Here is a 24,788-nt window from a genome sequence, read left to right as displayed (position 1 = left end):
CAGGACCCGACTCTCACAGACCGACGATGCCGTTCCAGCGCTTGGCGAAGGACGAACGCTCGGCGGAGGAGATGTCGCGGGCGACGACCAGCCGCTTGCGCATGTCCTCGTCGGGGAAGATCAGCGGGTTCTCGGCCAGCTCGGCCGTCTCCCGGTCGTCCGAGGCGGCCAGCACCTCGCGGGCGGCCGGGACCGGGCAGACGTAGTTGACGGAGGCTGCGAGCAGCGCGGCCATCTCCGGGTCGTAGTAGAAGTCGATCAGCGCCTCGGCGTTGGCCTTGCGCGGAGCCAGGTTGGGGATGAGCAGGCTCTCCGCCCACAGTTCGCCCCCTTCCTCGGGGACCACGAACTCGATGTCGGGGTTGTCGGCCTGGAGCTGGATCGCGTCCCCGGAGTAGGCCTGGCAGGCCAGCACGTCGCCCTTGCTCAGATCGGAGGTGTAGTCGTTGCCGGTGAAGCGGCGGATGTGCTTCTTCTTCACCATGCTCTCCACCTGGTCGCACATCCGGTGGAAGTCCGTTTCGGTCCACTGGGTCACATCGGCCCCGTTGCCCTGCATCAGCAGGGAGAAGGACTCGTCGAGACCGGAGAAGAGCGTGACCTTGCCCGCCAGGTCCGGGTGCCACAGGTCCTTGACGGACTTGATCTCCCGGCCGAGCGCCTTGCGGTTGTAGGCGATACCGGTGATCCCCGACTGCCAGGGCACGGTGTGCAGGCGGCCCTCGTCGAAGGCGGGCGAGTGCAATTGCGGGTCCAGGTGCTTCGACACGTTCGCCTGCACCGAGCGGTCCATCTTCTGGGCCCAGCCCAGACGGACGAAGCGGGCGGCCATCCAGTCGCTGACCACGACCACGTCGTGGCCGGTCTGCTGGCGGTTCATCAGCGCCGGGCTGATCTTGCCGAAGAACTCGTCGTTGTCGTTGATCTCCTCGGTGTACCGGACCTCGATGCCGGTCTTCTCCGTGAAGGCGTCCAGCGTCGGACGCCTGCTCTCGTCCTCTTCGTCGGTGTCGATGTAGAGGGGCCAGTTGGAGAAGGAGACGCTCCGGTCGCCGGCGGAGCGGTCCTGGCCCTCCCGCCGGTTCTCTGGGACGTACGCGGCCGGGACACCACAGCCGGTGAGACCGGCCAGCAGGCCCGCGGCACCGAAGCCGCGCAACGCCGCACGACGGGAAAAGGCGAGTTCAGGCATGGGCAAAGCCTCGATGAACGCCAAAGGGCGGGCAATAGACATGTTGTCTACTACCCGCCCCTTCAAGGCTGTGACCTGATCGATGCGGCGGCCGGCAGGCCGCCCGCCCGGCCTTGGTCAGCCGTCGAGCGAGGTCATGACGTGCTTGATGCGCGTGTAGTCCTCGAAGCCGTAGGCGGAGAGGTCCTTGCCGTAGCCGGACTTCTTGTATCCGCCGTGGGGCATCTCGGCGACGAGCGGGATGTGGGTGTTGATCCACACGCAGCCGAAGTCGAGGTTCTTGGACATCCGCATCGCGCGGCCGTGGTCCTTGGTCCACACGGACGAGGCGAGGGCGAACTCGACGTCGTTCGCGTACGCCAGGGCCTGGTCCTCGTCCGTGAAGGACTGGACGGTGATGACGGGGCCGAAAACCTCGCTCTGGATGATCTCGTCGTCCTGCTTGAGGCCGGAGACCACGGTCGGGGCGTAGAAGTAGCCCTTCTCGCCGACCTGGTGGCCGCCCGCCTCGACCTTGGCGTGGGCGGGGAGGCGCTCGATGAAGCCCGCGACCTGCTTCAGCTGGTTCGGGTTGTTCAGCGGGCCGTAGAGCACGTCCTCGTCGTCCGGCTGACCGGTCTTGGTGTCGGCCGCGTTCTTGGCCAGCGCCGCGACGAACTCGTCGTGGATCGACTCGTGGACCAGTACGCGACAGGCCGCGGTGCAGTCCTGGCCGGCGTTGAAGAAGCCCGCGACGGCGATGTCCTCGGCGGCCTTGGCGATGTCGGCGTCCTCGAAGACCACGACGGGGGCCTTGCCACCGAGCTCCAGGTGGACGCGCTTGACGTCCTTGGAGGCGCTCTCGGCGACCTGCATGCCCGCGCGCACCGAGCCGGTGATGGAGGCCATCGCCGGAGTGCGGTGCTCGACCATGGCCCGGCCGGTGTCGCGGTCGCCGCAGACGACGTTGAAGACGCCCTTGGGCAGGATCGAGCCGATGATCTCGGCCATCAGGATGGTGGAGGCCGGGGTGGTGTCCGAGGGCTTGAGGACCACGGTGTTGCCCGCGGCGATCGCCGGGGCGAACTTCCAGACGGCCATCATCATCGGGTAGTTCCACGGCGCGACCTGGGCGCAGACGCCGACCGGCTCGCGGCGGACGATGGAGGTCATGCCCTCCATGTACTCGCCGGCGGAGCGGCCCTCCAGCAGGCGCGCGGCGCCCGCGAAGAAGCGGATCTGGTCCACCATCGGCGGCAGCTCCTCGCTGGCCGTGAGGCCGAGCGGCTTGCCCGTGTTCTCCGATTCGGTGGCGACCAGCTCGTCCGCGCGGGCCTCGAAGGCGTCCGCGATCTTCAGCAGGGCCTTCTGGCGCTCGGAGGGGGTCGAGTCGCGCCACGCCGGGAAGGCGGCCGCGGCCGCGGCCATGGCGGCGTCGACGTCCGCCTGGCCGGAGAGGGGAGCGGTCGCGTACGCCTCGCCCGTGGCGGGGTTGACCACCTCGGTGGTCCGCCCGTCGGCGGCGTCCTTGAACTCCCCGCCGATGTAGTTGCGCAGACGACGCAGTTCGGTGGTCACTACAGCCACACTCCTGTGATCACATGTCCAATGGTTGAGACAGCTACCCAGCCTAGCCCCTCGGACGCCGTTTTCGACAGGCCCACACATCACGAACTACGGAATCAGTGAGATCCGAGTCCCGAAACAACGAATTACATCGTTCTCGCCTTGCGGAACAGACGACTCCTCGTGCACAGTGAGGTCGTGGTCAGTCGAAGCGCAGATTCCAGGAACAGACAACCGTCCCCTTCGGTCGATGCTGTGTCCCTGGCGATCATCGAGCAACTGCAAGAGGACGGTCGCCGCCCCTATGCAGCGATCGGCAAGGCCGTCGGCCTGTCCGAAGCGGCGGTGCGCCAGCGGGTACAGAAGCTTCTCGACCAGGGCGTCATGCAGATCGTCGCCGTCACAGACCCGCTCACCGTGGGGCTCCGGCGCCAGGCGATGGTCGGCATCAACGTCGAGGGAGACCTCGACCCCGTGGCCGACGCACTGACTGCCATGGCCGAGTGCGAGTACGTGGTGATGACTGCGGGCTCGTTCGACCTGATGGTCGAAATCGTCTGCGAGGACGACGACCACTTGCTCGAAACGATCAACAAGAAGATCCGTGCGCTCCCCGGCGTGCGATCAACCGAAAGCTTCGTTTACCTGAAGCTGAAGAAGCAGACCTACATGTGGGGAACGAGATAGCCCGTGAGCCAGGACCTCTCCAAGACCGCGTACGACCACCTGTGGATGCACTTCACCCGCATGTCGTCCTACGAGAACTCGCCCGTCCCCACCATCGTGCGGGGTGAAGGCACCTACATCTTCGACGACAAGGGCAAGCGCTACCTGGACGGTCTCGCCGGTCTGTTCGTGGTCAACGCCGGTCACGGCCGCAAGGAACTGGCCGAGGTCGCCTACAAGCAGGCGCAGGAACTCGCGTTCTTCCCCATCTGGTCGTACGCGCACCCCAAGGCCGTCGAGCTCGCCGAGCGCCTCGCGCACTACGCCCCGGGCGACCTGAACAAGGTCTTCTTCACCACCGGTGGCGGCGAGGCCGTCGAGACCGCCTGGAAGCTCGCCAAGCAGTACTTCAAGCTCCAGGGCAAGCACACCAAGTACAAGGTCATCTCGCGTGCGGTCGCCTACCACGGCACCCCGCAGGGCGCCCTGTCCATCACCGGTCTGCCGGCCCTGAAGGCCCCCTTCGAGCCGCTGGTCCCCGGCGCGCACAAGGTGGTCAACACCAACATCTACCGCGCCCCGATCTACGGCGACGACCCCGAGGCCTACGGCCGCTGGTGCGCCGACCAGATCGAGCAGGAGATCCTGTTCGAGGGCGCCGACACCGTCGCCGCCGTCTTCCTGGAGCCGGTGCAGAACGCCGGTGGCTGCTTCCCGCCGCCGCCCGGCTACTTCCAGCGCGTCCGCGAGATCTGCGACGAGTACGACGTCCTGCTCGTCTCCGACGAGACGATCTGCGCGTTCGGCCGCCTCGGCACGATGTTCGCCTGTGACAAGTTCGACTACATCCCGGACATGATCACCTGCGCGAAGGGCATGACCTCGGGCTACTCCCCGATCGGTGCCTGCATCATCTCGGACCGCCTCGCCGAGCCGTTCTACAAGGGTGACAACACCTTCCTGCACGGCTACACCTTCGGCGGACACCCCGTGTCCTCCGCGGTGGCGCTCGCCAACCTCGACATCTTCGACAAGGAAGGCCTCAACCAGCACGTGCTGGACAACGAGGACGCCTTCCGCTCGACGCTGGAGAAGCTGCACGACCTGCCGATCGTCGGCGACGTCCGCGGCAACGGCTACTTCTACGGCATCGAGCTCGTCAAGGACAAGGTCACCAAGGAGTCCTTCACGGACGAGGAGACGGAGCGCGTGCTCTACGGCTTCCTCTCCAAGGCGCTCTTCGAGAACGGCCTGTACTGCCGCGCCGACGACCGTGGCGACCCGGTCATCCAGCTGGCCCCGCCGCTGACCGCCGACCAGGGCACCTTCGACGAGATCGAGGGCATCCTGCGCCGCGTGCTCACCGAGGCCTGGACCAAGCTCTAACCAGCCGGCGTCCTCCCACCGTCCCGCAGGCGGCAAACTGCCGGACCACACGGCCCGGATCCTCCGTTCGAGTGAGAACGCGGGGGTCCGGGCCGTGTGCTGTCACCATCCAAGACGTTCATCTCTTTACATCTCATTGCGGCGCCAGTGACCAAGCGGGCTCCGCTTCGTTCCCCCGGACGGAGGTGTACGCCATGGTGGCTCCACGGGACAACGCCGCGCTGGACAATGCCCGGCCCGACAGTGCCCTGCCCCAGGACGATCTGCTCTGGGCACGGTCCCTTCACTACTCCCACAGCGGTTCGCCGGGACTCATCGGGGTCTCGGTCGGCGTCCGCGCGGGAGAGATCCTCGCCGTCACCGGCCCCCGGGGCAGCGGGAAGACCACCCTGCTCCGCTGTCTGTCCGGACAGCTGCGGCCCGAGCAGGGCGAGGTCTGGTTCAACAGCGTCCCCGTGCACACCATGGGCACGCCGGCCCTCGAGCGGCTGCGCCGCGACCGCTTCGGCTGGATCGGCCCCGAGCCGCGGCTGCTGCCCGAGCTCCGGGTCTGGGAGAACGCCGCCCTGCCGCTGCTGATCGCGGGCGCACCCCACCGCACCGCGAAACGGGCCGCCTGCGAATGGCTGGACCGCCTCGACATCGGCGCCTTCGCCCGCAAGCACCCGGGCTCCCTCAACCGGGCCGAGTCCCAGCGCGTCGCCCTCGCCCGCGCCCTCGCGCACCTGCCCGCCGTGATCTTCGCCGACGAGCCCACCGCCCCGCTGCACCGCGCCGAGCGCTCCCTGCTGCTGCGCACCCTCACCACGGCCGCCCGCTCCCACGGCATCACCGTGCTGCTGGCCACCCACGAGGAGGAGACCGCGGCCGTCGCCGACCGGCGCTTCTCCCTGCTCGACGGCCGCCCCGCCGCCGCGGCGGCCGGGCTCTCCCCGAACTCCTTCCCCCAGCCCCCGGAGGACCAGGCCGCGTGCTCGCTCTCCGCCTAGCCCGCGGCTCCCGGCCGCTGGTCCAGATGCGACGGTTGTTCGTCGCCGCCGCCTCGGCCGGCAGTGGCTTCCTGCTGCTGTACGTGCTCGCGCAGGCCACGGCCCGGTCCGCCGGATCGTTCCCTCAGCTGCTGTGGGCCCTGGTCCCCCTCGCCGTCACCGTCCAGTTCGCGGTCGCCGTGGCCCGTACCGACCCCGCGACCCGCCCCCTGGAAGGACTGGACGCCGCCGGGCTGGGACCCGTACGGCTCACCCTGGTCGCGACGATCTCCACCGCCGTGGCCTGCGCCCTCGGCAGCGCCGTGGCCCTGGCCGTCTTCCTCCATCTGCGCGGGGACGTGACCGGGCTGCCCTTCGACGGCGCCGGGGCGCGGCTGCTGCACGGCGACCAGCCCCTGCCCGTGGCGGCGGCCCTCACCCTGTTGGCCCTGCTCCCGCTGGCCGCCTCGATCGCCACCGCCCTCGCCCTGCGCCCGCACCCCCGGCCCGCGCCGCAGACCGCACTGCCCTGGGGCATCGCGCTGACCGCCTGCGGACTCGCCGCGCTGGCCTACTCCCGCCCCGGCGGAGCCGGCATGCCGACGGGCTGGGCGCTGACCGCCCTCGGGCTCGCCCTCGCCGGTCCCGGCCTGGCCTACGCCTGCGGGGCCCTCGTCCAGGCCGTCCGCCCGGGCGCGCTCCGGCTGCTGGCCGGGCGGACCCTCCAGGAGGAGGCCCCCCGTCTGGGCGCGCCCCTCGGTGTCCTGTGCGCCGTCGGGGCGGGCGCCCTCAGCGCCGTGGCCCTGCGCGATCACGGCGGGCTGCAGGTCCCGCTCGGCCCGCTGACCGCGCCCGCCGCCGCTCTGGTGGCGCTCTGCGCGGCCGCCACCCTGCTCACCTCGGCGGTCGAGGTCCGCCAGGCCCGGGCCGCCACCCGCGAGACCCTGACCGGGCTCGGCGCCCCGGGCAAGGTCCTCCGTACGGCCGCGACCGTACGGGCCACCGCGCTGGTGGCCGTGTGCCTGCCGCTCAGCTGGGGTGTGGCACAGCTGACGTCGCTGGCATTGACCCGCTGAGGCGGGCAGCCCTTAGGGTGGGCCGAATGGTCAACCCACACATCGAGACCGACACCGAGATCGAGACCCTCGCCGAATTCGACCGGGTCGTGGCCCGCGGCTCGCTCTGCGGGTACCGCATCCAGTCGGTCAACCTGTTGGAGCGGACCTTCGCCCTGCTGTCCGCCGACACCTCGGCCGCCGTGTTCCTGGGCTGCGCGATGGAACCGGACGCCTCGGTCAAGGTGCGCGCGGACGGCGCCCTGGTCTTCCCGCCCGTCCCCGACCTGCCCTTCAACCCGTACCGGGGCCTGCTCTACACGGCCGAGGAGCTCTTCAGCGGGCTGTCCGCGGGCTACGAGGCCACCCCGGACGCCGAGGCGTACGCCTGGTTGCAGGAGACCAAGGCGGACGGCGACATCTACTCCTCGATGCTGCGCTCGATCCACGACGACGCGATCTCCGACGCCCTCGACGAGCACCTCCTCGGCGCCCGCGTGGTCGGCGTGATGGGCGGCCACGCCATGGCCCGCGGCGGCGAGGCGTACCGGGGCGCGGCCGAGCTCGGCCGGACGCTGACCCGCTCCGGGCTGACCGTGGCCACCGGCGGCGGTCCGGGCGCGATGGAGGCGGCCAACCTCGGCGCGTACCTCGCCCCGGCCCCCGACGAAGCCCTGCCCGAAGCCCTGCGGATGCTGGCCAAGGCCCCCTCCTTCACCCCGTCCGTCTCCGACTGGGCCCGCGCGGCCTTCGCCGTACGGGAACGCTGGCCGGCGGTCACGGGCGGCGACTCGGTGGGCATCCCGACCTGGTTCTACGGACACGAGCCGCCGAACCCCTTCGCCGGGCACATCGCGAAGTACTTCGCGAACGCCACCCGCGAGGACGGACTGCTCGCCCGCTCCAACGCGGGCGTGGTGTTCCTGCCGGGCGCGGCGGGCACCGTCCAGGAGATATTCGACAGCGTGACGCCCAACTACTACGAGTCCCGCGGCGAGCCGAGCCCCATGATCCTCGTCGACCGCGCCCACTGGACCGAACGGCTGCCCGCCTGGCCGCTGCTCCAGGCGCTGGCCCGCGGCCGGGCGATGGAGTCCCGGATCGCCCTGGTCGACTCGGTGGCCGAGGTCCCGGCGGCACTCGCCGCCATGCGGTGACCTCGAAAACCTGACCCGGCCAGGCAACTCCGAGCCTCTTCCACACGTCTGGAAGAGGTACGCACTACGTAAAACCTGCCAGACGTGAACGGAGCCCTCGGGTGCTCATAGGCTTGCTGACCGCTATCGCGGCGTCCATCTGCTACGGCACGGGATCCGTCCTGCAAGCCGTGGGCTCACGGCGGGCGGCCCGGATGTCGCCCGCCGCCGCCGGGGTCACCCAGCACGGCGGCCCGAACCTCACCTCCACGGCGAAGGCCGCGATGACCTGGGAGTTCATCGTCGGCACGATCCTGGACTTCGTGGGCTTCGGCCTGGGCGCCCTGGCCGCCCGCCTCCTGCCGCTCTTCCTCTCCCAGACCGTCATCAGCGCCAACCTGGTGATCACGGCCGTGCTGAGCGTGAAGATGCTCGGCATCCGGCTGACCCGCAAGGAATGGACCTCCATCGGGGTCGTCTGCGCGGCGCTGGTCCTGCTGGCGACGGCGGCGGGCCACGAGGGCGGCCACTACGCGCCGCCCGCCACGCACTGGTGGCTGCTGGCCGTGACCGTACTGATCATCGTGGGCGGCACGGTGGCGGTACGTTTCCTCGGCGGCCGGGCCGCGATCCTGGCGGGCCTGCTGTCGGGTCTGGCGTTCGGCGCGCTGGGCGTCGGGGTCCGCATCCTGAACGGCGTGGAGCCGTTCTCGTTCCCCTCCCTCCTCTCCGACCCGGCCCTGTACGCCATCGTCCTGGCCGGCGTCGGCGGCATGTACCTGCACACCGTGGCCCTCCAGATCGGCTCGGTGAACGGCGCCACCGCCGCTCTGGTGGTCGGCGAAACCGTGCTCCCCGGCGCGATCGGCGTGCTCTGGCTCGGCGACGCCTCCCGCCCCGGCATGGCCTGGCTGGCGATCCTCGGCTTCGTCCTGGCGGTGGCCGGCGCGGTGGCAGTCGCCTGGTACGGCAACCACGAGGGCGCGGACGGCGACGTCCCCACCCGGGAACCGAGCCCCGCCGGCGTCTGAGTCGCGGGGTCTGGGCATTTCAGCCGTCCGGCGTTGAGGACCAGGGTCTGGGTCCTTCAGCCGTCCGGCGTTTGAGGACCGGGGTCCGGGTCCTTCAGCCGTCCGGCGTTTGAGGACCGGGGTCTGGGGCGGAGCCCCAGAAACGGGTCCGGGCGGAGCCCGGGGAACGGGCGAAGGGCGGGTAGGGGACTTGGCCCCGCGCAGCGGCAAGGGCCGCTGCGCGGGACTCCGCCCCGCGCAGCGGCCCTACTCCCCCGCCAGCACGACCACCTCGGCCGGGGCGAAGGACACCGCAACCCGGTCCCCGACCGCCGGCGCCCCCTCCAGCCCGCACTCCGCCTCAAGCCCCGGCCCCACCTCGGGCCGCAGCAACAGCGCGACATGCGTCCCCCGGAAGGTCCGCGACACCACCTCGCAGCCCAGCCCCGCAGGCGACAGCACGACCCCGGACGGCCGGATCAGCACACGGTGCTCCCCCTCCGGTGACCCGGCCGGAATGGGTACCTGGCCCCACGGGGTCACGGCCACCCCGGCCGAAAGCGCCGCCGGCACCACGTTCTCGAAGCCCAGGAACCGAGCCACGAACTCCGACGCCGGCCGCTGCCACACCTCCAGCGGCGTTCCCGCCTGCGCGATCCGCCCGTCCCGCATGACGACCACCCGGTCGGCCAGCGCGAACGCCTCGCCCTGGTCGTGCGTGACGGCCAGCACGGTCGTGCCCAGCCGCGAGAACAGCCCCCGCAACTCCGCCACGAGCCGCTCCCGCAGCCCGCGGTCCAGCTGCCCGAGCGGCTCGTCCAGCATCAGCAGCCGCGGCGAAGGCGCCAGCGCCCGCGCCAGCGCGACCCGCTGCTGCTCGCCTCCGGACAGCGAGGCCACCGCCCGTCCCTGCGCCCCGGGGAGCCCGACCAGGTCCAGGAGCTCGGTGACCCGGGTCTCGGAGGACTGCTTCGAAGCACCCCTCATCCGCAGCCCGAAGGCCACGTTCCCGCCCACGTCCCGGTGCAGGAACAGCTGGTGGTCCTGGAACATCAGGCCCACCCCCCGCCGGTGTACGGGCACTGCGGCCTGGTCGGCGCCGCCCAGGAGCACCCTCCCGTCGGCTACGGGCTGCAGCCCGGCCACCACCCGGAGCAGGGTGGACTTGCCGCTCCCGCTCGGCCCCAGCACGCACACGATCTCGTGCTCGGCGACCGCCAGGTCCACGGCGTCCACGACCGCGCGCTCACCGAAGCGGACCGACACCCCTTCCAGCTCGAGCAGCGTCATCAGAACTCTCCGGAGGTCTTGTCGGGTCGCAGTCGCTCCAGCGCCAGCAGGGACACCGCGCACACCAGCATCAGGATCGTGCTCAGGGCCATCGCCTGCCCGTAGTTCATCTCCCCGGCCCGCCCCAGCAGCCGCGCCACCGCGACCGGCAGCGTCGGATGGTCCGGCCGCGCGATGAAGACGGTCGCCCCGAACTCCCCGAGGGACACGGCGAAGGCGAAGCCCGCCGCGATCAGCAGGGCCCGGCGCACCATCGGCAGGTCCACCTCCCGCCAGGCCCGCAGCGGTGAGGCGCCGAGCACGGCGGCGGCCTCCCGCAGCCGTCCGTCGACCGCGCGCAGCACCGGCAGCATGGTCCGTACGACGAAGGGAACGCCCACCAGCGCCTGCGCCAGCGGCACCAGGATCCACGAGGTCCGCAGGTCCAGCGGCGGCTCGTCGAGGGTGATGAGGAAGCCGAAGCCGACGGTCACGGCCGACACCCCCAGCGGGAGCATCAGCAGCGCGTCGAAGCCCCGTACGAAGCGGCCCGCGCGCCGGGTCAGCGCGGCGGCGGCGAGACCGCCGACGACCAGCGCGATGGCGGTGGCGGCGAGCGCGAACTGCAGCGAGTTCCAGATCGCCTCCAGCGGCGGCACCAGGAACGTTCCGCCGCCCGCGCCCACCTCCTGGAGCGCCCGGTAGAAGCCGAAGCCATAGCCGCCCGGGGCGTCGAGGGAGCGTTCCACGAGCACGCCGAGGGGAAGCACGATCAGCAGCGCCACCGTCAGCAGCACCCCGCCGAGCAGGGTGCGCTGGGCCCAGCCGCGCGGCCGGTGCGTGGTCCGGCCCGGGTCGACGAGCCGCAGCGCGGTCTCCCGCTTGCGCACGGTCCAGGCGTGCACGCCGAGGATCGCGCCGATGGCCGCGAACTGCACCATCGTCAGCACGGCGGCCGTCGGCAGGTCCAGGAGCTCTGCGGTCTGCCGGTAGACCTCCACCTCCAGGGTGGAGTACGCGGGCCCGCCCAGGATCTGCACGACGCCGAAGGAGGAGAACGTGAACAGGAACACCATCAGCGAGGCGGCCGCGACGGCCGGGCCCAGCGCGGGCAGCGTCACGCGCCGCCAGGCGGCGAACCGCCCGGCGCCCAGCACCCGCGCGGCCTCCTCCTGACGCGGATCGAGCTGCGCCCACAGCCCGCCGACCGTACGGATGACCACGGCGTAGTTGAAGAAGACGTGCGCGAGAAGGATCGCCCAGACGGTCGTGTCGAGGCGGATCCCCCACACCTCGTCCAGCAGACCGTTCCGCCCGACGAGCGCCAGGAACGCGGTGCCGACCACGACGGTCGGCAGCACGAACGGCACCGTCACGAGCGCCCGCAGCAGCTGTTTGCCGGGGAACTCGAAGCGCGCGAAGACGTACGCGCCGGGGAGTGCGATCAGGAGCGTGAGCACCGTGGACGCGAGCGCCTGCCAGGTGGTGAACCAGAGCACGTCGCCGATGTCGGGCCGGGCCAGCACCTCGCCTATCCGGCCGAACTGCCAGCCGGCGTCGGTCTTGAGCCCGCGCCCGACGATCGCGGCCACGGGGTACGCGAAGAACAGCCCGAAGAAGACGAGCGGCACGGCCATCAGACCGAGCCTGACGGCCGTGACCCGCCCGCTCTCCTTCGGAGCCTTGCTCACTCGTCCTACTTCACGACGAGCGTGGTCCACGTCTTGACCCACTGGTCGCGGTTCTTGGCGATGGCCTCAGGGGCGACCGTCTCGGGCTTCTCGATGACGACGCCGTGCTTGGTGAACAGCTCCGGCAGCGTCGCGTCCTTGGTCACCGGGTTCACGAACATCTGGAGCGGCATGTCCTCCTGGAACTTCTTGGAGATCAGGAAGTCCAGGAGCGCCTTGCCGCCCTCCTCGTTCTTCGCGCCCTTGAGCAGACCCGCGAACTCGGTCTGACGGAAGCAGGTGCCCGTCGCGACGCCCGTCGGGGCCTCGGCCGGCTGCGGCTCGCCGTAGAGGACCTCGACCGGCGGGCTGGAGGCGTAGGAGACGACCAGCGGCCGGTCGCCCTTGGCCTTCTTGCCGCCCGCCGAGCCGGAGAAGCGCTCGTTGTAGGCCTGCTCCCAGCCGTCGACGACCTCGACGCCGTTGGCCTTGAGCTTGCTCCAGTAGTCCTTCCAGCCCTCGTCGCCGTACTTGCCGACGGAGGCGAGGAGGAAGCCGAGGCCGGGCGAGGAGGTCGCGGCGTTCTCGGTGACCAGCAGGTTCTTGTACTCCGGCTTGATCAGGTCGTCCAGCGTCTGCGGCGGGGCGATCTTCTTGTCCGCGAAGTAGGCCTTGTCATAGTTCACGCAGATGTCGCCGGAGTCGACGGGGGTGACCCGGTGCTCCTTGTCGAGCACGAACTCGGGCTTCACGCCGGCCAGCCCCTTGGCCTCGTACGGCGTGAAGATGCCGTTGTCGAGGGCCCGGGAGAGCAGCGTGTTGTCCACGCCGAAGAAGACGTCGCCGCGCGGGGAGCCCTTGGTGAGGATCTCCTGGTTCAGCGCCGCGCCCGCGTCGCCCGACTTCAGGACCTTGACGGTGTAGCCGCTCTGCTGCTCGAACGCCTTGAGGACCGTGTCAGTCACGTTGAAGGAGTCGTGCGAGACGAGAGTGATCGTCTTGGACTTCGGGGCGTCGCTCGCCCCGGCGGACTTGTCCTTGGCGTCGCCGCCGCCGCAGGCGCTGAGCGTGGTGACGCCGAGCGCGGCCACAAGCGCGACGCCCGCCATCTTCTTGGTGGTGCTCATTGGTGCATTCCTCCTGGGATGTCCAGGAGAAGACGCGGCCCCGCCCGGCGCTCTGTGGAGCGGACGCCGGGCAGGGCGCAACAGCTTGAGTGATGACCGAACTTCCTACCCCGAATGACCGGGGCGAGGTTCAGAGGGTCTGCGGTGACGGTTACCGCACTCTCAGCGCTGTGGCGCTCCCCTGTCGGAATATGAAATTGGTTCGGCCACAGGGTACCCCGCGGCCGAAAGCGAACCTCAACTGGCGGAAATCAGCGCTCCGAGGCGGCGAGCTGGCCGCACGCGCCGTCGATCTCCTGACCACGGGTGTCGCGGACGGTCACCGGCACGCCGTGGCGGGCGATGGCGTCCACGAAGGCCTTCTCGTCCTCGGGCCGCGAGGCGGTCCACTTCGAGCCCGGCGTCGGGTTCAGCGGGATCAGGTTGACGTGCACGCGCTTGCCCTTGAGCAGCCTGCCGAGCAGGTCTCCACGCCAGGCCTGGTCGTTGATGTCTCGGATCAGGGCGTACTCGATGGAGATCCGGCGGCCGGACTTCTCCGCGTACTCCCAGGCCGCGTCGAGCACCTCGCGGACGTTCCAGCGGGTGTTCACGGGGACCAGGGTGTCGCGCAGCTCGTCGTCCGGGGCGTGCAGGGAGACGGCGAGGCGGCACTTGAAGCCCTCGTCGGAGAAGCGCAGCATCGCCGGGACCAGGCCCACGGTGGAGACGGTGATACCGCGCTGGGACAGGCCCAGGCCGTCGGGCTCCGGGTCGGTGAGGCGGCGGATGGCGCCGACGACGCGGTTGTAGTTGGCGAGCGGCTCGCCCATGCCCATGAAGACGATGTTCGACAGCCGGGCGGGCCCGCCGGGGACCTCGCCGTCGCGCAGGGCGCGCATGCCGTCCACGATCTGGTGGACGATCTCGGCGGTCGACAGGTTGCGGTCGAGACCGGCCTGGCCGGTGGCGCAGAACGGGCAGTTCATGCCGCAGCCGGCCTGCGAGGAGATGCACATGGTGACCCGGTCCGGGTAGCGCATGAGCACGGACTCGACGAGCGTGCCGTCGTGCAGCTTCCACAGGGTCTTGCGGGTGGTGTCGTCATCGCAGGAGATGTGGCGCAGGACGTTCATCAGGTCCGGCAGCAGCTCCTGCTGGAGCTTCTCGCGGGAAGCGGCCGGGATGTCGGTCCACTCGGCCGGATCGTGCGCGTACCGGGCGAAGTAGTGCTGGGAGAGCTGCTTGGCCCGGAAGGGCTTCTCACCGATCGCGGCGACCGCCTCCCGGCGCTCCTCGGGGGTGAGGTCGGCGAGGTGCCGGGGCGGCTTCTTCGCTCCACGAGGGGCGACGAAAGTGAGCTCTCCCGGGACTGGGCGGGCCATGGCAGGTACTCCTTGTAAGACGAAAGGCGCGCCGCAGAAGCAGCGCGCCTTCCAAGAGTAACCGCCCCGCCTGTACGGGCGCCTTTTCGCAGGTCAGCCGGTGCCCACGAACAGCGCCAGCAGCAGCCAGACCACCGGGGCCGTCGGGAGCAGGGAGTCAAGCCGGTCCATGATGCCGCCGTGACCCGGCAGCAGCGTGCCCATGTCCTTGATCCCGAGATCCCGCTTGATCATGGACTCGCCGAGGTCACCGAGGGTCGCGCTGACCGCGACGGCGAGGCCGAGCACCAGGCCCTGCCACCAGACGCCGCCGTCGATCAGGAACTCCATGCACAGCGCGCCGGCCCCCATCGCGAAGGCCACCGCTCCGAAGAGCCCCTCGCGGGTCTTTCCGGGGCTGATGCGCGGGGCGAGCTTGGTCTTGCCGAAGCGCCACCCCACGGCGTAGGCCCCGGTGTCGCTGACCACGGTCAGGACCAGGAAGGTGACGACCCGCTGCGGCCCGTCGTCGGCGGTGAGCAGCATCGCGACGAAGGTGGCCAGGAAGGGGACGTAGAACGCCGCGAAGACTCCGGCGGTGACGTCCTTGAGGTAGTCCTCGGGCGGCTCGGTCATCCGCCACACCAGGACCGCGAGGGCGGTCAGCGCCATCGCCACCCAGGCACCCTCGGCCCCGCGGATGTATCCGGCGATGACCATCGCCGCACCGCCGATCGCGAGCGGGACCAGCGGAGCCTTGATGCCCTTCTTCTCCTGCAGCCGGGAGGTGAGCTCCCACAGGCCGACGACGACCGCCACGACGACGACGCCGACGAAGACCGCCTTGACGATGAACAGCGACGCGAAGATCACCGCGCCGAGGCCGACTCCGACCCCTATGGCGGCGCGCAGGTCCCGCCCGGCGCGCTTCTTCTGAGGCGGGGGCGGGGGGTCCTGCGGCGCCGGCGAAGGCGGGGTCGGCGGGGGGCTGGGCATGGGCTCCTGCGGCGGCGTATCGGCGCGGAAGAGGGGGCCGCCGTCAGCGGCGGCCCCCCGATCGCGTGCTTCCCGGTCGTCGAAGTCACGGCCGGCGGCATCGGGCACGATGGGCATGGGCCGAGTGTGCGGGCCCACCAGCGCATCGTAGGCGGGACCCGCCGGAACCGGCTCCGGCTGCCAGGAAGTGTCGTTCATCAGACTTCGAGGAGCTCGGCTTCCTTGTGCTTGAGCAGCTCGTCCACCTGCGCGACGTACTTCGCGGTGGTGTCGTCGAGCTCCTTCTCGGCGCGGCGAACCTCGTCCTCGCCGGCTTCCTTGTCCTTGACGAGCTTGTCGAGGGCGTCCTTCGCCTTGCGGCGGATGGCGCGGATCGAGACCTTGGAGTCCTCGGCCTTGGTGCGCGCGACCTTGATGTACTCCTTGCGGCGGTCCTGCGTCAGCTCGGGGAAGGTCACCCGGATGATGCTGCCGTCGTTGCTGGGGTTGACGCCCAGGTCGGAGTCGCGGATGGCCGTCTCGATGTTGCGCAGGGCGCTCTTGTCGAACGGGGTCACGATCGCCATGCGCGGCTCGGGGACCGAGAAGGAGGCGAGCTGGTTGATGGGCGTGATGGCGCCGTAGTACTCCGCCACGATCTTGTTGAACATCGCCGGGTGCGCACGACCGGTGCGAATCGCGGCGAAGTCTTCCTTGGCGACGACGACGGCCTTTTCCATCTTCTCCTCGGCCTCGAGGAGGATCTCTTCGGTCACCACGTGCTCCTGCATGTCAGAAATGGATGGTTCAGGCGGACGGGGGGCTTGCTCAGGCCCGGGTGCCCTGGTCGCTCACGAGCGTGCCGATCTTCTCACCCTTGACGGCTCGCGCGATATTGCCCTCGGCGAGCAGCTCGAAGACGAGGATCGGCAGCTTGTTGTCGCGGCACAGCGTGATGGCGGTGGCATCGGCGACCTTGAGGTCGCGCGACAGCACCTCGCTGTACTCCAGCGCGTCGAACTTCACCGCGTCCGGGTTCTTCTTCGGGTCGGAGTCGTAGACCCCGTCGACGCCGTTCTTGCCCATGAGCAGGGCTTCCGCGTCGATTTCCAGGGCGCGCTGGGCGGCCGTGGTGTCGGTGGAGAAGTAGGGCATGCCCATGCCGGCGCCGAAGATGACCACGCGGCCCTTCTCCAGGTGGCGGACGGCGCGCAGCGGGATGTACGGCTCGGCGACCTGGCCCATGGTGATGGCCGTCTGGACGCGGGAGTCGATGCCTTCCTTCTCCAGGAAGTCCTGGAGGGCGAGGCAGTTCATGACCGTGCCGAGCATGCCCATGTAGTCGGACCGGGCCCGGTCCATGCCGCGCTGCTGGAGTTCGGCGCCGCGGAAGAAGTTGCCACCGCCGATCACGATGGCGATCTCCGCGCCGTCGCGGACCACCGCGGCGATCTCGCGGGCGATGGCGTGGACTACGTCGGGGTCGACGCCCAGTCCTCCGCCACCGGAGAAGGCCTCGCCCGACAGCTTCAGCATGAAGCGGCGGCCCTTCTTGTCCTGGTCGCTCTTGTCGTCGGAAGCGGTGTGGGTGTCCACGCCCTGATTCATGGAGATCTCCTCGTGCACATACGAAGAAGGCCATTGCCGGTGGGTCCTCGCGGTTCCCTCTACGGCAATGGCCTCCTCGTCAGATCTGCGGTCGCCCTGCGCGAACGCGGGCGACTGCTTCAGACCCTACCGGGGTCCGGTGTCCGTCGCGTACGGACGGACTCAGATGCCGACCTTGATGCGCGAGAAGCGCACCAGGGTGACACCGGCCTCGTCCAGAACCTTCTGGACGGACTTCTTGGCGTCCAGGGCGTAGGCCTGGCCAAGCAGCGTGTTGTCGCGGAAGAAGCCGTTGACACGACCCTCGACGATCTTCGGCAGCGCGGCCTCCGGCTTGCCCTCGGCGCGGGTGACCTCTTCGGCCACGCGACGCTCGGACTCGACGACGTCGGCGGGGACGTCATCCTTGGAGAGCCACTTCGGCGCGAACGCGGCGATGTGCTGCGCGACGCCGCGGGCGACCTCGGCGTTCTCCTTGTCGAGCTCGACCAGGACACCGATCTGGAACGGCAGGTCGGGCATCGTGCGGTGCATGTACGCCGAGACGTAACCGCCGGTGAACTGCGCGAAGCGGTCCAGGACGATCTTCTCGCCGAGGTTGGCGTTGGCCTCGTCCACGAACGCCTGGACGGTCTTGCCGGGCTCGATCTCGGACGCGAGGAGCGCCTCGATGTCGGCCGGGGAAGTCGCGGCGACGTGCTCGGCCAGCTGGTTGGTGACGGCCAGGAACTTCTCGCCCTTGGCGACGAAGTCCGTCTCGCACTTCAGCTCGACGATGACACCGGAGGTGTTGTCGTCGGCGATCACGGAGACGACGGCACCGTTCTCGGCAGAACGGCCTTCGCGCTTGGCGACGCCCTTCTGACCCTTGATACGGAGCGCCTCGACGGCCTTGTCGACGTCGCCGTCGGACTCGACCAGCGCGTTCTTGCAGTCCAGCATGCCGACGCCGGTGAGCTCGCGGAGCTTCTTGACGTCAGCGGCGGTGTAGTTCGCCATGAGTCTGTGATTCTCTCTCGAAGTCGTAGATCTACGGGTGAACGGCGGAGGAGGCGCGCTTTTGGCGCGGCTCCCCCGCCGTCATCGTCCGTGCTGTGAGTGCCCGGCGCATGAACGCCGGGCGCTCTCAGTGGGTCAGGCCTGCTCGGCGTCGGCGGCCGGAGCCTCGACGACGGGCTCGGCGACAACCTCGGCCTCGGCCGGAGCGGCCTCAGCCTCGACGGCGGGGGTCTCGACAACGGCCTCGGCCGGAGCGGCCTCAGCGTCGTCGGCCTTCTTCTCGCCCTCGAGCAGGTCGCGCTCCCACTCGGCGAGCGGCTCGGCAGCGGCCTTCTCGCCCGGCTTCGAGTCGCCAGTGGCGGCACCGGAACGGGCGATGAGGCCCTCGGCGACGGCGTCGGCGATCACGCGGGTGAGCAGACCGACGGAGCGGATCGCGTCGTCGTTGCCCGGGATCTTGTAGTCGACCTCGTCGGGGTCGCAGTTGGTGTCGAGGATCGCGACGACCGGGATGTGGAGCTTGCGCGCCTCACCGACGGCGATGTGCTCCTTCTTGGTGTCGACGATCCAGACGGCGCTGGGAACCTTCGACATCTCGCGGATACCACCGAGGGTCTTCTCCAGCTTGATCTTCTCGCGAGAGAGGACCAGGAGCTCCTTCTTGGTGAGACCCGAGGCGGCGACGTCCTCGAAGTCGATCGCCTCAAGCTCCTTCAGACGCTGAAGGCGCTTGTAGACGGTGGAGAAGTTGGTGAGCATGCCACCCAGCCACCGCTGGTTGACGTACGGCATACCAACGCGCGTCGCCTGCTCGGCGATGGCCTCCTGGGCCTGCTTCTTGGTACCGACGAACATGATGGAACCGCCGTGGGCGACGGTCTCCTTCACGAACTCGTAGGCGCGGTCGATGTACGACAGCGACTGCAGCAGGTCGATGATGTAGATGCCGTTGCGCTCCGTGAAGATGAAGCGCTTCATCTTCGGGTTCCAACGGCGGGTCTGGTGACCGAAGTGGACGCCGCTTTCCAGCAGCTCCCGCATCGTTACGACGGCCATGGCCATCTCCTTGTTTCTCGGTTTGGTTCCTGACGCCCCTATCGCGCCCTGCCCCCGTAGAGGGGACCGAGAGACGCTGTCACCTGGCCCTGAGGGGCCGGTGCTGGGGCGTGCGAAGTCGACCCGGTGACCCGGATCGCCACAAGAAGTGTACGGGACCCGGTGGTATGCCGGATGACGCGGTTGTCCACAGCGTCCCGACCGTCCACAGGCCCGGACGGAGCCGGCGCCGGGTTGGGACCCTTCCCCGCATGACGAAGCTGCTGCTCACCGTGCTCATGACCCTGGGCCTCGCCCTGAGCCCCCCTCCACCGACCCCGGGACCGCCGGGGCCACCGGCCCCGGGCGGACGCCCGCTCCCGTCCCCCCTGACCGTGGTCCGCTGGTGGGACCCGCCCCCGACCCCGTACGCGGCGGGCCACCGCGGGGTGGACCTGGCGGCCCCGGTGGGCGCGGAGCTCCGCGCGGTCGGCCCGGGCCGGGTCCACTACGCCGGACCGGTCGCGGGTCGCGGGGTCCTCTCGCTGACCCTCCCGAACGGCCTGCGCACGACGTACGAACCGGTCCGCCCCCTGGTGGTGCAGGGCGCCGAGGTCACGACGGGCCAGGTGGTGGCCCTCCTCACGGACGGCCCCCACTGCCCCCGCTCCTGCCTCCACTGGGGTCTCCTGCACGCGCAGACCTACCTCAACCCGCTGGCGCTGCTCCCGCGCCCGACCCCCCGCCTGCTCCCCCTGGCCGCTCTTCAGCCGTCCGGCGCGTGAGGACCGGGTCAGCCCCCGACGCCCCGCAGGGCCATGGCCACCGCCGCGTCCGTGACCACGACGGGGTCTTCCCCCGCACCCGCCTCGATCCGCCGGACTGCGGCGTCCACCACGCCCTGGAGCAGCATCGCGGCCAGCCTCGGCTCCGCCTGCCCCAGCGCGGCCAGCGCCTCCACGATCATCGCGATCAGGCTCCCGTGCGCCGCGCGGATCTTCTCGCGCGCCCCGGCGTCCAGCTCGCTCGCCGAGATCGCCACCACCGCCCGGTGCCGCTTGTCCCCCACCAGCCCCAGCTGGCAGCGCACGTACGCCTCGATCTTCGCCTCCGGCGCCTGCGCCTCGGACATCGCCGCCTCGATCTCGGCCGCCCACACGGGGAAGTCCACCGCGCACAGCTCTTCGACGACGGCCGCACGGGACCGGAAGTACTCGTATACGGAGGACCGGGCGAGGCCGGTCCTCTCGGCGAGGGCGGGGAAGGTCAGCGCTTCCGTCCCCCCTTCGGACAGCAGGGAACGCGCGGCGTCCAACAGGGCGCCGCGCTGCATCGACCGGTGCTCGGCCACGGAGGCCGCTCGAATCCTGGGCACGCGTCCACTCTACGGATGTACCGCAAGGCCGTCGTACGCTCTCGGCCTCCGCCCTCGCGCCCCGGGACCCCCGGTTCAGCGCCCGACGTCCGCCAGCTTCGCCCGCAGCTGCAGGACCGACTTGGTGTGGATCTGGCTGACGCGGCTCTCGGTGACCCCGAGGACGTTGCCGATCTCGGCGAGCGTGAGGCCCTCGTAGTAGTAGAGGGTCACCACCGTCTTCTCCCGCTCGGGCAGCGTGTTGATGGCCCGCGCCAGCAGCCGTCGCAACTCCCGGTCCTCCGCGACCTCCACCGGGTTGTCCGCGGCGGTGTCCTCCAGGGTGTCCATCAGGGAGAGGCGGTCCCCCTCCCCGCCCACGTGCAGCAGCTCTTCCAGGGCGACCACGTTGGCCAGCGACAACTGGCTGAAAACGGCGTGCAGATCCTCCACGCCGATGCCCATTTCCCCGGCGACCTCGTGTTCGGTCGGGGTGCGCCGCAGCTGGGCCTCCAGCGTGGCGTAGGCCCGTTCCACGGCGCGCGCCTTCTGCCGCACCGAGCGGGGGATCCAGTCCAGCGCCCGCAGCTCGTCGATCATCGCGCCGCGGATGCGGGTGATCGCGTACGTCTCGAACTTGATGGACCGTTCGATGTCGAACTTCTCGATGGCGTCGATCAGTCCGAAGACTCCGGAGGAGACGAAATCGGCCTGTTCCACATTGGGCGGCAGACCGACGCTGACGCGGCCCGCCACGTACTTCACGAGGGGCGAGTAGTGCAGGATCAGCTGCTCCCGCAGCCGCTCGTCACCCGAGTCCTTGTACGAGCGCCACAGCACCTCCAGGGACGAGGGCGCGGTGGACCGCTCGCTGCTGCGCGCAGCGGGGGGCACCGCAGCGCGGTCAGACCCTGAGGTGTGCTGGGGCATACTTCGCCTTTGCCGGAGCCGGATTCCTTGGGAGCGTAGCGTGACGGAAGTGTCGCGGTGCGCGAAGAGTACGGGATCGCGCGGGCCCACAAGGGCGCCCCGACTCGCGCGGGCGACCGGGGACCGGCGCCTGGCGCACGGTCCCGGCGGGTGCCACCGGGAAGACCGCGTCTCTCATCGCCTTCACTCTTTCACCGGAACGCCCCAGGTCAACGACCGCCTCGCCGGGCGACTGCGCTTTATGCGCCTCCTCTCGGCCGCTTCGGGGTCAACTGCCAGCCGTCGCCCTGCCGTTCGACGAACCCCAGAGAGTGAAGTTCGTACAGTCTGCCGATGACTTCATCGGTGCCGGTGCCCGACGCGAGGGCCAGTTCCTCCAGGTCTGCGAGGCGCCCCGCCGGGAGGGCGTCGAGTACCCGGACCGCTTCGGGCCCCAGCAGGTCCCGGGCGATCACGGGGCCCCGCCGCTCGGGGGCCAGTTCTCCCATCCCTCCGACCAGCTCGATGACCTCCGCCGCGTCCGTGACCAGCGAGGCTTCACCGCGCAGCAGTTCGTGCACGCCGGCCGAGAGCCCGCTGGTGGCCGGGCCCGGGATGCCCATGGTGATCCTCCCCAGTGCCTGGGCCCGCCGGGCGGTGACCAGGGACCCGCTGCGGTGGGCCGCCTCCACGACGACCGTGCCCCGGGTCAGGGCGGCGATGACGCGGTTGCGCAGGACGAAACGGCTCGGCGTGGGGTGGCTGCCGGGCGGCAGCTCGCCGAGGAGCAGCCCCTGGGCGGCGATCCGGCCGAGCAGTCCGGCGTGGCCGCGCGGGTAGGGCACGTCCACCCCGCAGGCCAGCACGGCGGCCGTCGCTCCGCCGGCGGCGAGGGCCCCGCGGTGGGCGGCGCCGTCGATCCCGTAGGCGGCGCCCGAGACCACCACCCAACCGCGCTCGGCGAGTTCACCGGCCAGGCTCTGGGCCATGTGTGCCCCGTACGGGGTGCACGCGCGGGCCCCGACCACCGCCACGGAGCGCAGGGCCCAGGCCCGCAGGCTCGCCCTGCCCCGCACCCACAGCCCGACGGGCCGGGCGTCACCGAGGTCGTCCAGCTGACTCGGCCACTCCGCCGACCCGGGGCAGACGAACCGGCCCCCGGTCTCGGCGGCGACCGCCAGGTCCCGCCGAGGGTCGGCCGACGCAGCCCGGCGGCGGTATCCGGCGAGCCGCTCGCCGCCGACCCCGGTCAGCACCCCGGGCTCCGGCGCGGGCCCGGTCAGCAGCCGTATCAGCCCGACCGCCCCGTACGCCTTCAGCCAGCGCCCGCCGTGCTCCTCCCCGGGCTCCAGGACCCGGGTGAGCGCGGCCCGAGCGAGCACCTCGCCCGCGGGCTCCGCCTCCTCCTCCGTGCCGGGTCCCGGACCGGGTCCCGGGGCCGGCGCCGCGGCGGTCATGAGGCGGCGTCCAGGTGCGCCGTGGCTCCGCGGGCGATTCCGGTGCGCAGTTCGAGGGCGACCGCCACGTCCAGGGCGTCGGGGCGGTCCCGGCTCCGCAGGTCGGCCACCGTCCAGGCGACCCGGAGCACCCGGTCGAGCCCCCGCGCGGTCAGCAGGCCGCGCTCCAGGTCCCGCTCGGCCTGGGCCAGTGCTCCCGGGGCGGCCGGCCAGCGGGTCCGCAGCTCGTGGCCCGGGACCTCCGCGTTGAGCCGCCAGGGCGTGCCCTCGAGCCGGGCCGCGGCCCGGTCACGGGCCTCCCGGACCCGCCCGGCCACCACCGCCGTGGCTTCGCCGCGGCCCCCGCGTCCCAGCAGATCGGAGCGGGTGACCGGCTCGACCTCCACGCGCAGGTCCACCCGGTCCAGCAGCGGCCCCGACAGCCGGGCCTGGTAGCGGCGGATCACCGAGGCCGGGCAGTCGCAGCCGGTCCCGTGCAGGGTGTGCCGCCCGCAGGGACAGGGGTTGGCGGCCAGCACCATCAGGAACCGGGCCGGCAGGCGTACCACCCCGGCGGCCCGGGCGATGACCACGTGTCCCGCTTCGAGGGGCTGCCTCAGGGCGTCCAGGGCCTTGGTGCTGAACTCCGCGGCTTCGTCGAGGAACAGCACCCCCCTGTGGGCCAGCGACACCGCTCCGGGCCTGGCCACACCGGCTCCGCCTCCGACGAGGGACTGCATGGTCGCCGAGTGGTGCGGGGCGCAGTACGGGGCCCGGGCGACGAGCGGTTCGCCCGGGGGCAGGATTCCCGCGACCGAGTGGACGGCCGTGACCTCCAGGGAATCCTGTCGGGTGAGCGGGGGCATGATCCAGGGGATCCGCTCGGCCATCATCGTCTTGCCCGCGCCGGGCGGTCCGCTCAGGAAGAGGTGGTGGCCCCCGGCGGCCGCCACCTCCAGGGCCCGGCGTGCCGCGTGCTGTCCGGCGACGTCGGCGAGGTCGGGGAAGTCCCGCCCGTCGCCGTCGCGGGCCACCCCCGTGCCGAGTCCGGCGCCGGGGACGACCAGCCCGGCGAGCATCGGGTCCGGGCGCCCGGACGGATCCGGTGGATCCTCCTCGGGGACCTCCCCCTCGGTGAGCACCGCGATCAGTTGCCGCAGGCTGCGTACGCCGAGCACCGAGACGTCCGGGACGAGCATGGCCTCGGCCGCGCACTGCTGCGGGACCACGACCTGCCGGTATCCGGCCTCGGCGGCGGCGAGCACCGCCGGCAGGATCCCGCGGACGGGACGCACCCGGCCGTCCAGCCCCAGCTCCCCGATGAGGACGAGATCGGCGATCACCTTCGGGTCGACCACTTCGGCGGCGCCGAGCACGGCGGCCGCAACGGCGAGGTCGAAGCCCGCGCCCCCCTTCGGGACGGACGCCGGGCTGAGGCCGACGGTGAGCTTCTTCTGCGGCCAGGCGGCGCCCGAGTTCACCACGGCCGCCCTGACCCGGTCCCGGCTCTCGACCAGGGTCTTGTCGGGGAGCCCCACCAGGGAGAAGGTGGCGACCCCGGGCTCCAGGTCGGCCTGGACCTCCACCACCACGCCGTCGACGCCCACGAGGGCGACCGAGCAGGCCCGCGCGAACCCCATCAGGCCGCCCCCCTGACGTGCTCCACCACGGGCCCGCCGCGCCGCGGCAGGAGGACCCCGACGAGGTCGATGCGCACCCCGCCCGGGGGTGGTCCGCCGTGGTCGGCCAGCCAGCGCCCGGCGAGCCTGCGCAGGCGCTCGGCCTTGGCGGGCCGCAGCGCGGCCATGGGATGTTCGAACTCCCCCGCGCGCCGGGTCTTGACCTCGCACACGACGAGGGCGTCCCCGTCCCGGGCGACGATGTCGATCTCCCCGCCGCGGCACCGCCAGTTCCGCGCGATCACGGTCATCCCGGCCTCGGTGAGCCGCCGCGTCGCGAGGTCCTCGCCGTACCGCCCCAATGCCTGCTGTGCCACGCCCTTCGCGTTCATCCGGCACCACCTCCGGCACCGACGATCCCGCGTCCCCGCCCACCTAGTGGATCTTGGTGGACAACCGGGGCGATGTGGACAACCGCGTCACCCC

23 protein-coding genes are annotated in these 24,788 nt (G+C 71.0%); 7 read left to right on the top strand and 16 right to left on the bottom strand.

Translation table 11 applies throughout. From position 1 onward, the window contains the following. Window positions 1–13 precede the first annotated feature (13 nt). Complete coding sequence (locus tag AC3IYI_RS28965; protein WP_489406446.1) at window positions 14–1,192, bottom strand: ABC transporter substrate-binding protein; 1,179 nt, start codon at window positions 1,190–1,192, stop codon at window positions 14–16. A 117-nt stretch (window positions 1,193–1,309) separates the two neighbouring features. Then, entirely contained in the window at window positions 1,310–2,749 is a 1,440-nt protein-coding gene (locus AC3IYI_RS28960) for a gamma-aminobutyraldehyde dehydrogenase (RefSeq protein WP_489406445.1), read from the bottom strand. 171 nt (window positions 2,750–2,920) lie between these two features. Between AC3IYI_RS28960 and AC3IYI_RS28955 the strand changes: the two genes are divergently transcribed. From AC3IYI_RS28955 to AC3IYI_RS28930, 6 genes are all read left to right on the top strand, one after another. Then, window positions 2,921–3,424 (top strand): Lrp/AsnC family transcriptional regulator, encoded by a 504-nt coding sequence (locus AC3IYI_RS28955; RefSeq protein WP_073910973.1) that lies wholly within the window; start codon window positions 2,921–2,923, stop codon window positions 3,422–3,424. A gap of 3 nt (window positions 3,425–3,427) precedes the next feature. Next, window positions 3,428–4,789: an aspartate aminotransferase family protein gene (locus AC3IYI_RS28950; protein ID WP_308401445.1), complete on the top strand. Its 1,362-nt coding sequence runs from the start codon at window positions 3,428–3,430 to the stop codon at window positions 4,787–4,789. Between the two features lie 185 nt (window positions 4,790–4,974). Next, window positions 4,975–5,778 (top strand): ABC transporter ATP-binding protein, encoded by an 804-nt coding sequence (locus AC3IYI_RS28945; protein ID WP_489406444.1) that lies wholly within the window; start codon window positions 4,975–4,977, stop codon window positions 5,776–5,778. Continuing rightward, window positions 5,760–6,833 (top strand): hypothetical protein, encoded by a 1,074-nt coding sequence (locus AC3IYI_RS28940; protein WP_489406443.1) that lies wholly within the window; start codon window positions 5,760–5,762, stop codon window positions 6,831–6,833. The genes AC3IYI_RS28945 and AC3IYI_RS28940 overlap by 19 nt, the downstream gene beginning before the upstream one ends. A gap of 26 nt (window positions 6,834–6,859) precedes the next feature. Next, window positions 6,860–7,969, top strand: coding sequence for an LOG family protein (locus tag AC3IYI_RS28935; RefSeq protein WP_489406442.1), 1,110 nt, complete (start codon window positions 6,860–6,862; stop codon window positions 7,967–7,969). A gap of 101 nt (window positions 7,970–8,070) precedes the next feature. Next, on the top strand, window positions 8,071–8,979 hold the full coding sequence (locus AC3IYI_RS28930; RefSeq protein WP_489406441.1) for a DMT family protein: 909 nt from the start codon (window positions 8,071–8,073) through the stop codon (window positions 8,977–8,979). A 246-nt stretch (window positions 8,980–9,225) separates the two neighbouring features. Here the strand turns inward: AC3IYI_RS28930 and AC3IYI_RS28925 are convergent, their stop codons facing one another. The 9 genes from AC3IYI_RS28925 to rpsB all read right to left on the bottom strand — a co-directional run bounded on the left by AC3IYI_RS28925 (window position 9,226) and on the right by rpsB (window position 19,005). Further along, the gene (locus AC3IYI_RS28925) at window positions 9,226–10,248 is read right to left on the bottom strand and encodes an ABC transporter ATP-binding protein (RefSeq protein ID WP_489406440.1); all 1,023 of its coding nucleotides are present in this window, start codon (window positions 10,246–10,248) and stop codon (window positions 9,226–9,228) included. Beyond that, on the bottom strand, window positions 10,248–11,864 hold the full coding sequence (locus AC3IYI_RS28920) for an ABC transporter permease (protein ID WP_489411712.1): 1,617 nt from the start codon (window positions 11,862–11,864) through the stop codon (window positions 10,248–10,250). The genes AC3IYI_RS28925 and AC3IYI_RS28920 overlap by 1 nt, the downstream gene beginning before the upstream one ends. Window positions 11,865–11,923: 59 nt before the next feature. Continuing rightward, the gene (locus AC3IYI_RS28915) at window positions 11,924–13,024 is read right to left on the bottom strand and encodes a thiamine ABC transporter substrate-binding protein (RefSeq protein WP_489406439.1); all 1,101 of its coding nucleotides are present in this window, start codon (window positions 13,022–13,024) and stop codon (window positions 11,924–11,926) included. A gap of 251 nt (window positions 13,025–13,275) precedes the next feature. After that, complete coding sequence (gene rlmN, locus AC3IYI_RS28910) at window positions 13,276–14,388, bottom strand: dual-specificity RNA methyltransferase RlmN (protein ID WP_422519534.1); 1,113 nt, start codon at window positions 14,386–14,388, stop codon at window positions 13,276–13,278. A 93-nt stretch (window positions 14,389–14,481) separates the two neighbouring features. After that, window positions 14,482–15,561 carry a phosphatidate cytidylyltransferase gene (locus tag AC3IYI_RS28905; protein WP_489406438.1) on the bottom strand — a complete coding sequence of 360 codons (1,080 nt, stop codon included), beginning with the start codon at window positions 15,559–15,561 and terminating at the stop codon, window positions 14,482–14,484. Continuing rightward, complete coding sequence (frr, locus tag AC3IYI_RS28900) at window positions 15,561–16,118, bottom strand: ribosome recycling factor (RefSeq protein ID WP_112453867.1); 558 nt, start codon at window positions 16,116–16,118, stop codon at window positions 15,561–15,563. The genes AC3IYI_RS28905 and frr overlap by 1 nt, the downstream gene beginning before the upstream one ends. Window positions 16,119–16,170: 52 nt before the next feature. Beyond that, the gene (pyrH, locus tag AC3IYI_RS28895) at window positions 16,171–16,950 is read right to left on the bottom strand and encodes a UMP kinase (protein WP_243337648.1); all 780 of its coding nucleotides are present in this window, start codon (window positions 16,948–16,950) and stop codon (window positions 16,171–16,173) included. A 162-nt stretch (window positions 16,951–17,112) separates the two neighbouring features. Then, on the bottom strand, window positions 17,113–17,949 hold the full coding sequence (tsf, locus tag AC3IYI_RS28890; RefSeq protein WP_478688239.1) for a translation elongation factor Ts: 837 nt from the start codon (window positions 17,947–17,949) through the stop codon (window positions 17,113–17,115). A 135-nt stretch (window positions 17,950–18,084) separates the two neighbouring features. Further along, window positions 18,085–19,005 carry a 30S ribosomal protein S2 gene (gene rpsB, locus AC3IYI_RS28885; protein ID WP_489406437.1) on the bottom strand — a complete coding sequence of 307 codons (921 nt, stop codon included), beginning with the start codon at window positions 19,003–19,005 and terminating at the stop codon, window positions 18,085–18,087. 251 nt (window positions 19,006–19,256) lie between these two features. Here rpsB and AC3IYI_RS28880 point away from each other — a divergent pair, with 251 nt between their 5' ends. Beyond that, window positions 19,257–19,769, top strand: coding sequence for a M23 family metallopeptidase (locus AC3IYI_RS28880; RefSeq protein WP_489406436.1), 513 nt, complete (start codon window positions 19,257–19,259; stop codon window positions 19,767–19,769). Window positions 19,770–19,777: 8 nt separating this feature from the next. On the opposite strand, the gene AC3IYI_RS28875 is transcribed toward AC3IYI_RS28880, so the two are convergent. From AC3IYI_RS28875 to AC3IYI_RS28855, 5 genes are all read right to left on the bottom strand, one after another. Beyond that, complete coding sequence (locus tag AC3IYI_RS28875; RefSeq protein WP_243337839.1) at window positions 19,778–20,335, bottom strand: TetR/AcrR family transcriptional regulator; 558 nt, start codon at window positions 20,333–20,335, stop codon at window positions 19,778–19,780. Window positions 20,336–20,434: 99 nt separating this feature from the next. After that, window positions 20,435–21,268 carry an RNA polymerase sigma factor WhiG gene (gene whiG / locus AC3IYI_RS28870; protein ID WP_243337655.1) on the bottom strand — a complete coding sequence of 278 codons (834 nt, stop codon included), beginning with the start codon at window positions 21,266–21,268 and terminating at the stop codon, window positions 20,435–20,437. A gap of 239 nt (window positions 21,269–21,507) precedes the next feature. Next, complete coding sequence (gene dprA / locus AC3IYI_RS28865) at window positions 21,508–22,704, bottom strand: DNA-processing protein DprA (protein WP_489406435.1); 1,197 nt, start codon at window positions 22,702–22,704, stop codon at window positions 21,508–21,510. Beyond that, window positions 22,701–24,323: a YifB family Mg chelatase-like AAA ATPase gene (locus tag AC3IYI_RS28860; protein WP_489406434.1), complete on the bottom strand. Its 1,623-nt coding sequence runs from the start codon at window positions 24,321–24,323 to the stop codon at window positions 22,701–22,703. Before AC3IYI_RS28860 ends, dprA begins: the two co-directional genes overlap by 4 nt. Further along, a complete protein-coding gene (locus tag AC3IYI_RS28855) occupies window positions 24,323–24,694 on the bottom strand; it encodes a YraN family protein (protein ID WP_243337661.1) in 372 nt (123 codons plus the stop codon). Before AC3IYI_RS28855 ends, AC3IYI_RS28860 begins: the two co-directional genes overlap by 1 nt. Between the last annotated feature and the right edge of the window lie 94 nt (window positions 24,695–24,788).

Source organism: Streptomyces sp. GL_148 (genome assembly GCF_057834205.1).
Note: the sequence above shows the minus strand (reverse complement) of the source record. Positions and strands in the feature narration are given on the sequence as shown.

Excerpts from the sequence above, each read along its gene's own strand:
- AC3IYI_RS28965 (WP_489406446.1), bottom strand. The coding sequence starts at position 1,192 with ATGCCTGAACTCGCCTTTTCCCGTCGTGCGGCGTTGCGCGGCTTCGGT.
- AC3IYI_RS28935 (WP_489406442.1), top strand. The coding sequence starts at position 6,860 with ATGGTCAACCCACACATCGAGACCGACACCGAGATCGAGACCCTCGCC.
- AC3IYI_RS28925 (WP_489406440.1), bottom strand. The coding sequence starts at position 10,248 with ATGACGCTGCTCGAGCTGGAAGGGGTGTCGGTCCGCTTCGGTGAGCGC.
- AC3IYI_RS28920 (WP_489411712.1), bottom strand. The coding sequence starts at position 11,864 with ATGGCCGTGCCGCTCGTCTTCTTCGGGCTGTTCTTCGCGTACCCCGTG.
- AC3IYI_RS28915 (WP_489406439.1), bottom strand. The coding sequence starts at position 13,024 with ATGAGCACCACCAAGAAGATGGCGGGCGTCGCGCTTGTGGCCGCGCTC.
- rlmN (WP_422519534.1), bottom strand. The coding sequence starts at position 14,388 with ATGGCCCGCCCAGTCCCGGGAGAGCTCACTTTCGTCGCCCCTCGTGGA.
- AC3IYI_RS28905 (WP_489406438.1), bottom strand. The coding sequence starts at position 15,561 with ATGAACGACACTTCCTGGCAGCCGGAGCCGGTTCCGGCGGGTCCCGCC.
- pyrH (WP_243337648.1), bottom strand. The coding sequence starts at position 16,950 with ATGAATCAGGGCGTGGACACCCACACCGCTTCCGACGACAAGAGCGAC.
- tsf (WP_478688239.1), bottom strand. The coding sequence starts at position 17,949 with ATGGCGAACTACACCGCCGCTGACGTCAAGAAGCTCCGCGAGCTCACC.
- rpsB (WP_489406437.1), bottom strand. The coding sequence starts at position 19,005 with ATGGCCGTCGTAACGATGCGGGAGCTGCTGGAAAGCGGCGTCCACTTC.
- AC3IYI_RS28880 (WP_489406436.1), top strand. The coding sequence starts at position 19,257 with ATGACGAAGCTGCTGCTCACCGTGCTCATGACCCTGGGCCTCGCCCTG.
- whiG (WP_243337655.1), bottom strand. The coding sequence starts at position 21,268 with ATGCCCCAGCACACCTCAGGGTCTGACCGCGCTGCGGTGCCCCCCGCT.
- dprA (WP_489406435.1), bottom strand. The coding sequence starts at position 22,704 with ATGACCGCCGCGGCGCCGGCCCCGGGACCCGGTCCGGGACCCGGCACG.
- AC3IYI_RS28860 (WP_489406434.1), bottom strand. The coding sequence starts at position 24,323 with ATGGGGTTCGCGCGGGCCTGCTCGGTCGCCCTCGTGGGCGTCGACGGC.
- AC3IYI_RS28855 (WP_243337661.1), bottom strand. The coding sequence starts at position 24,694 with ATGAACGCGAAGGGCGTGGCACAGCAGGCATTGGGGCGGTACGGCGAG.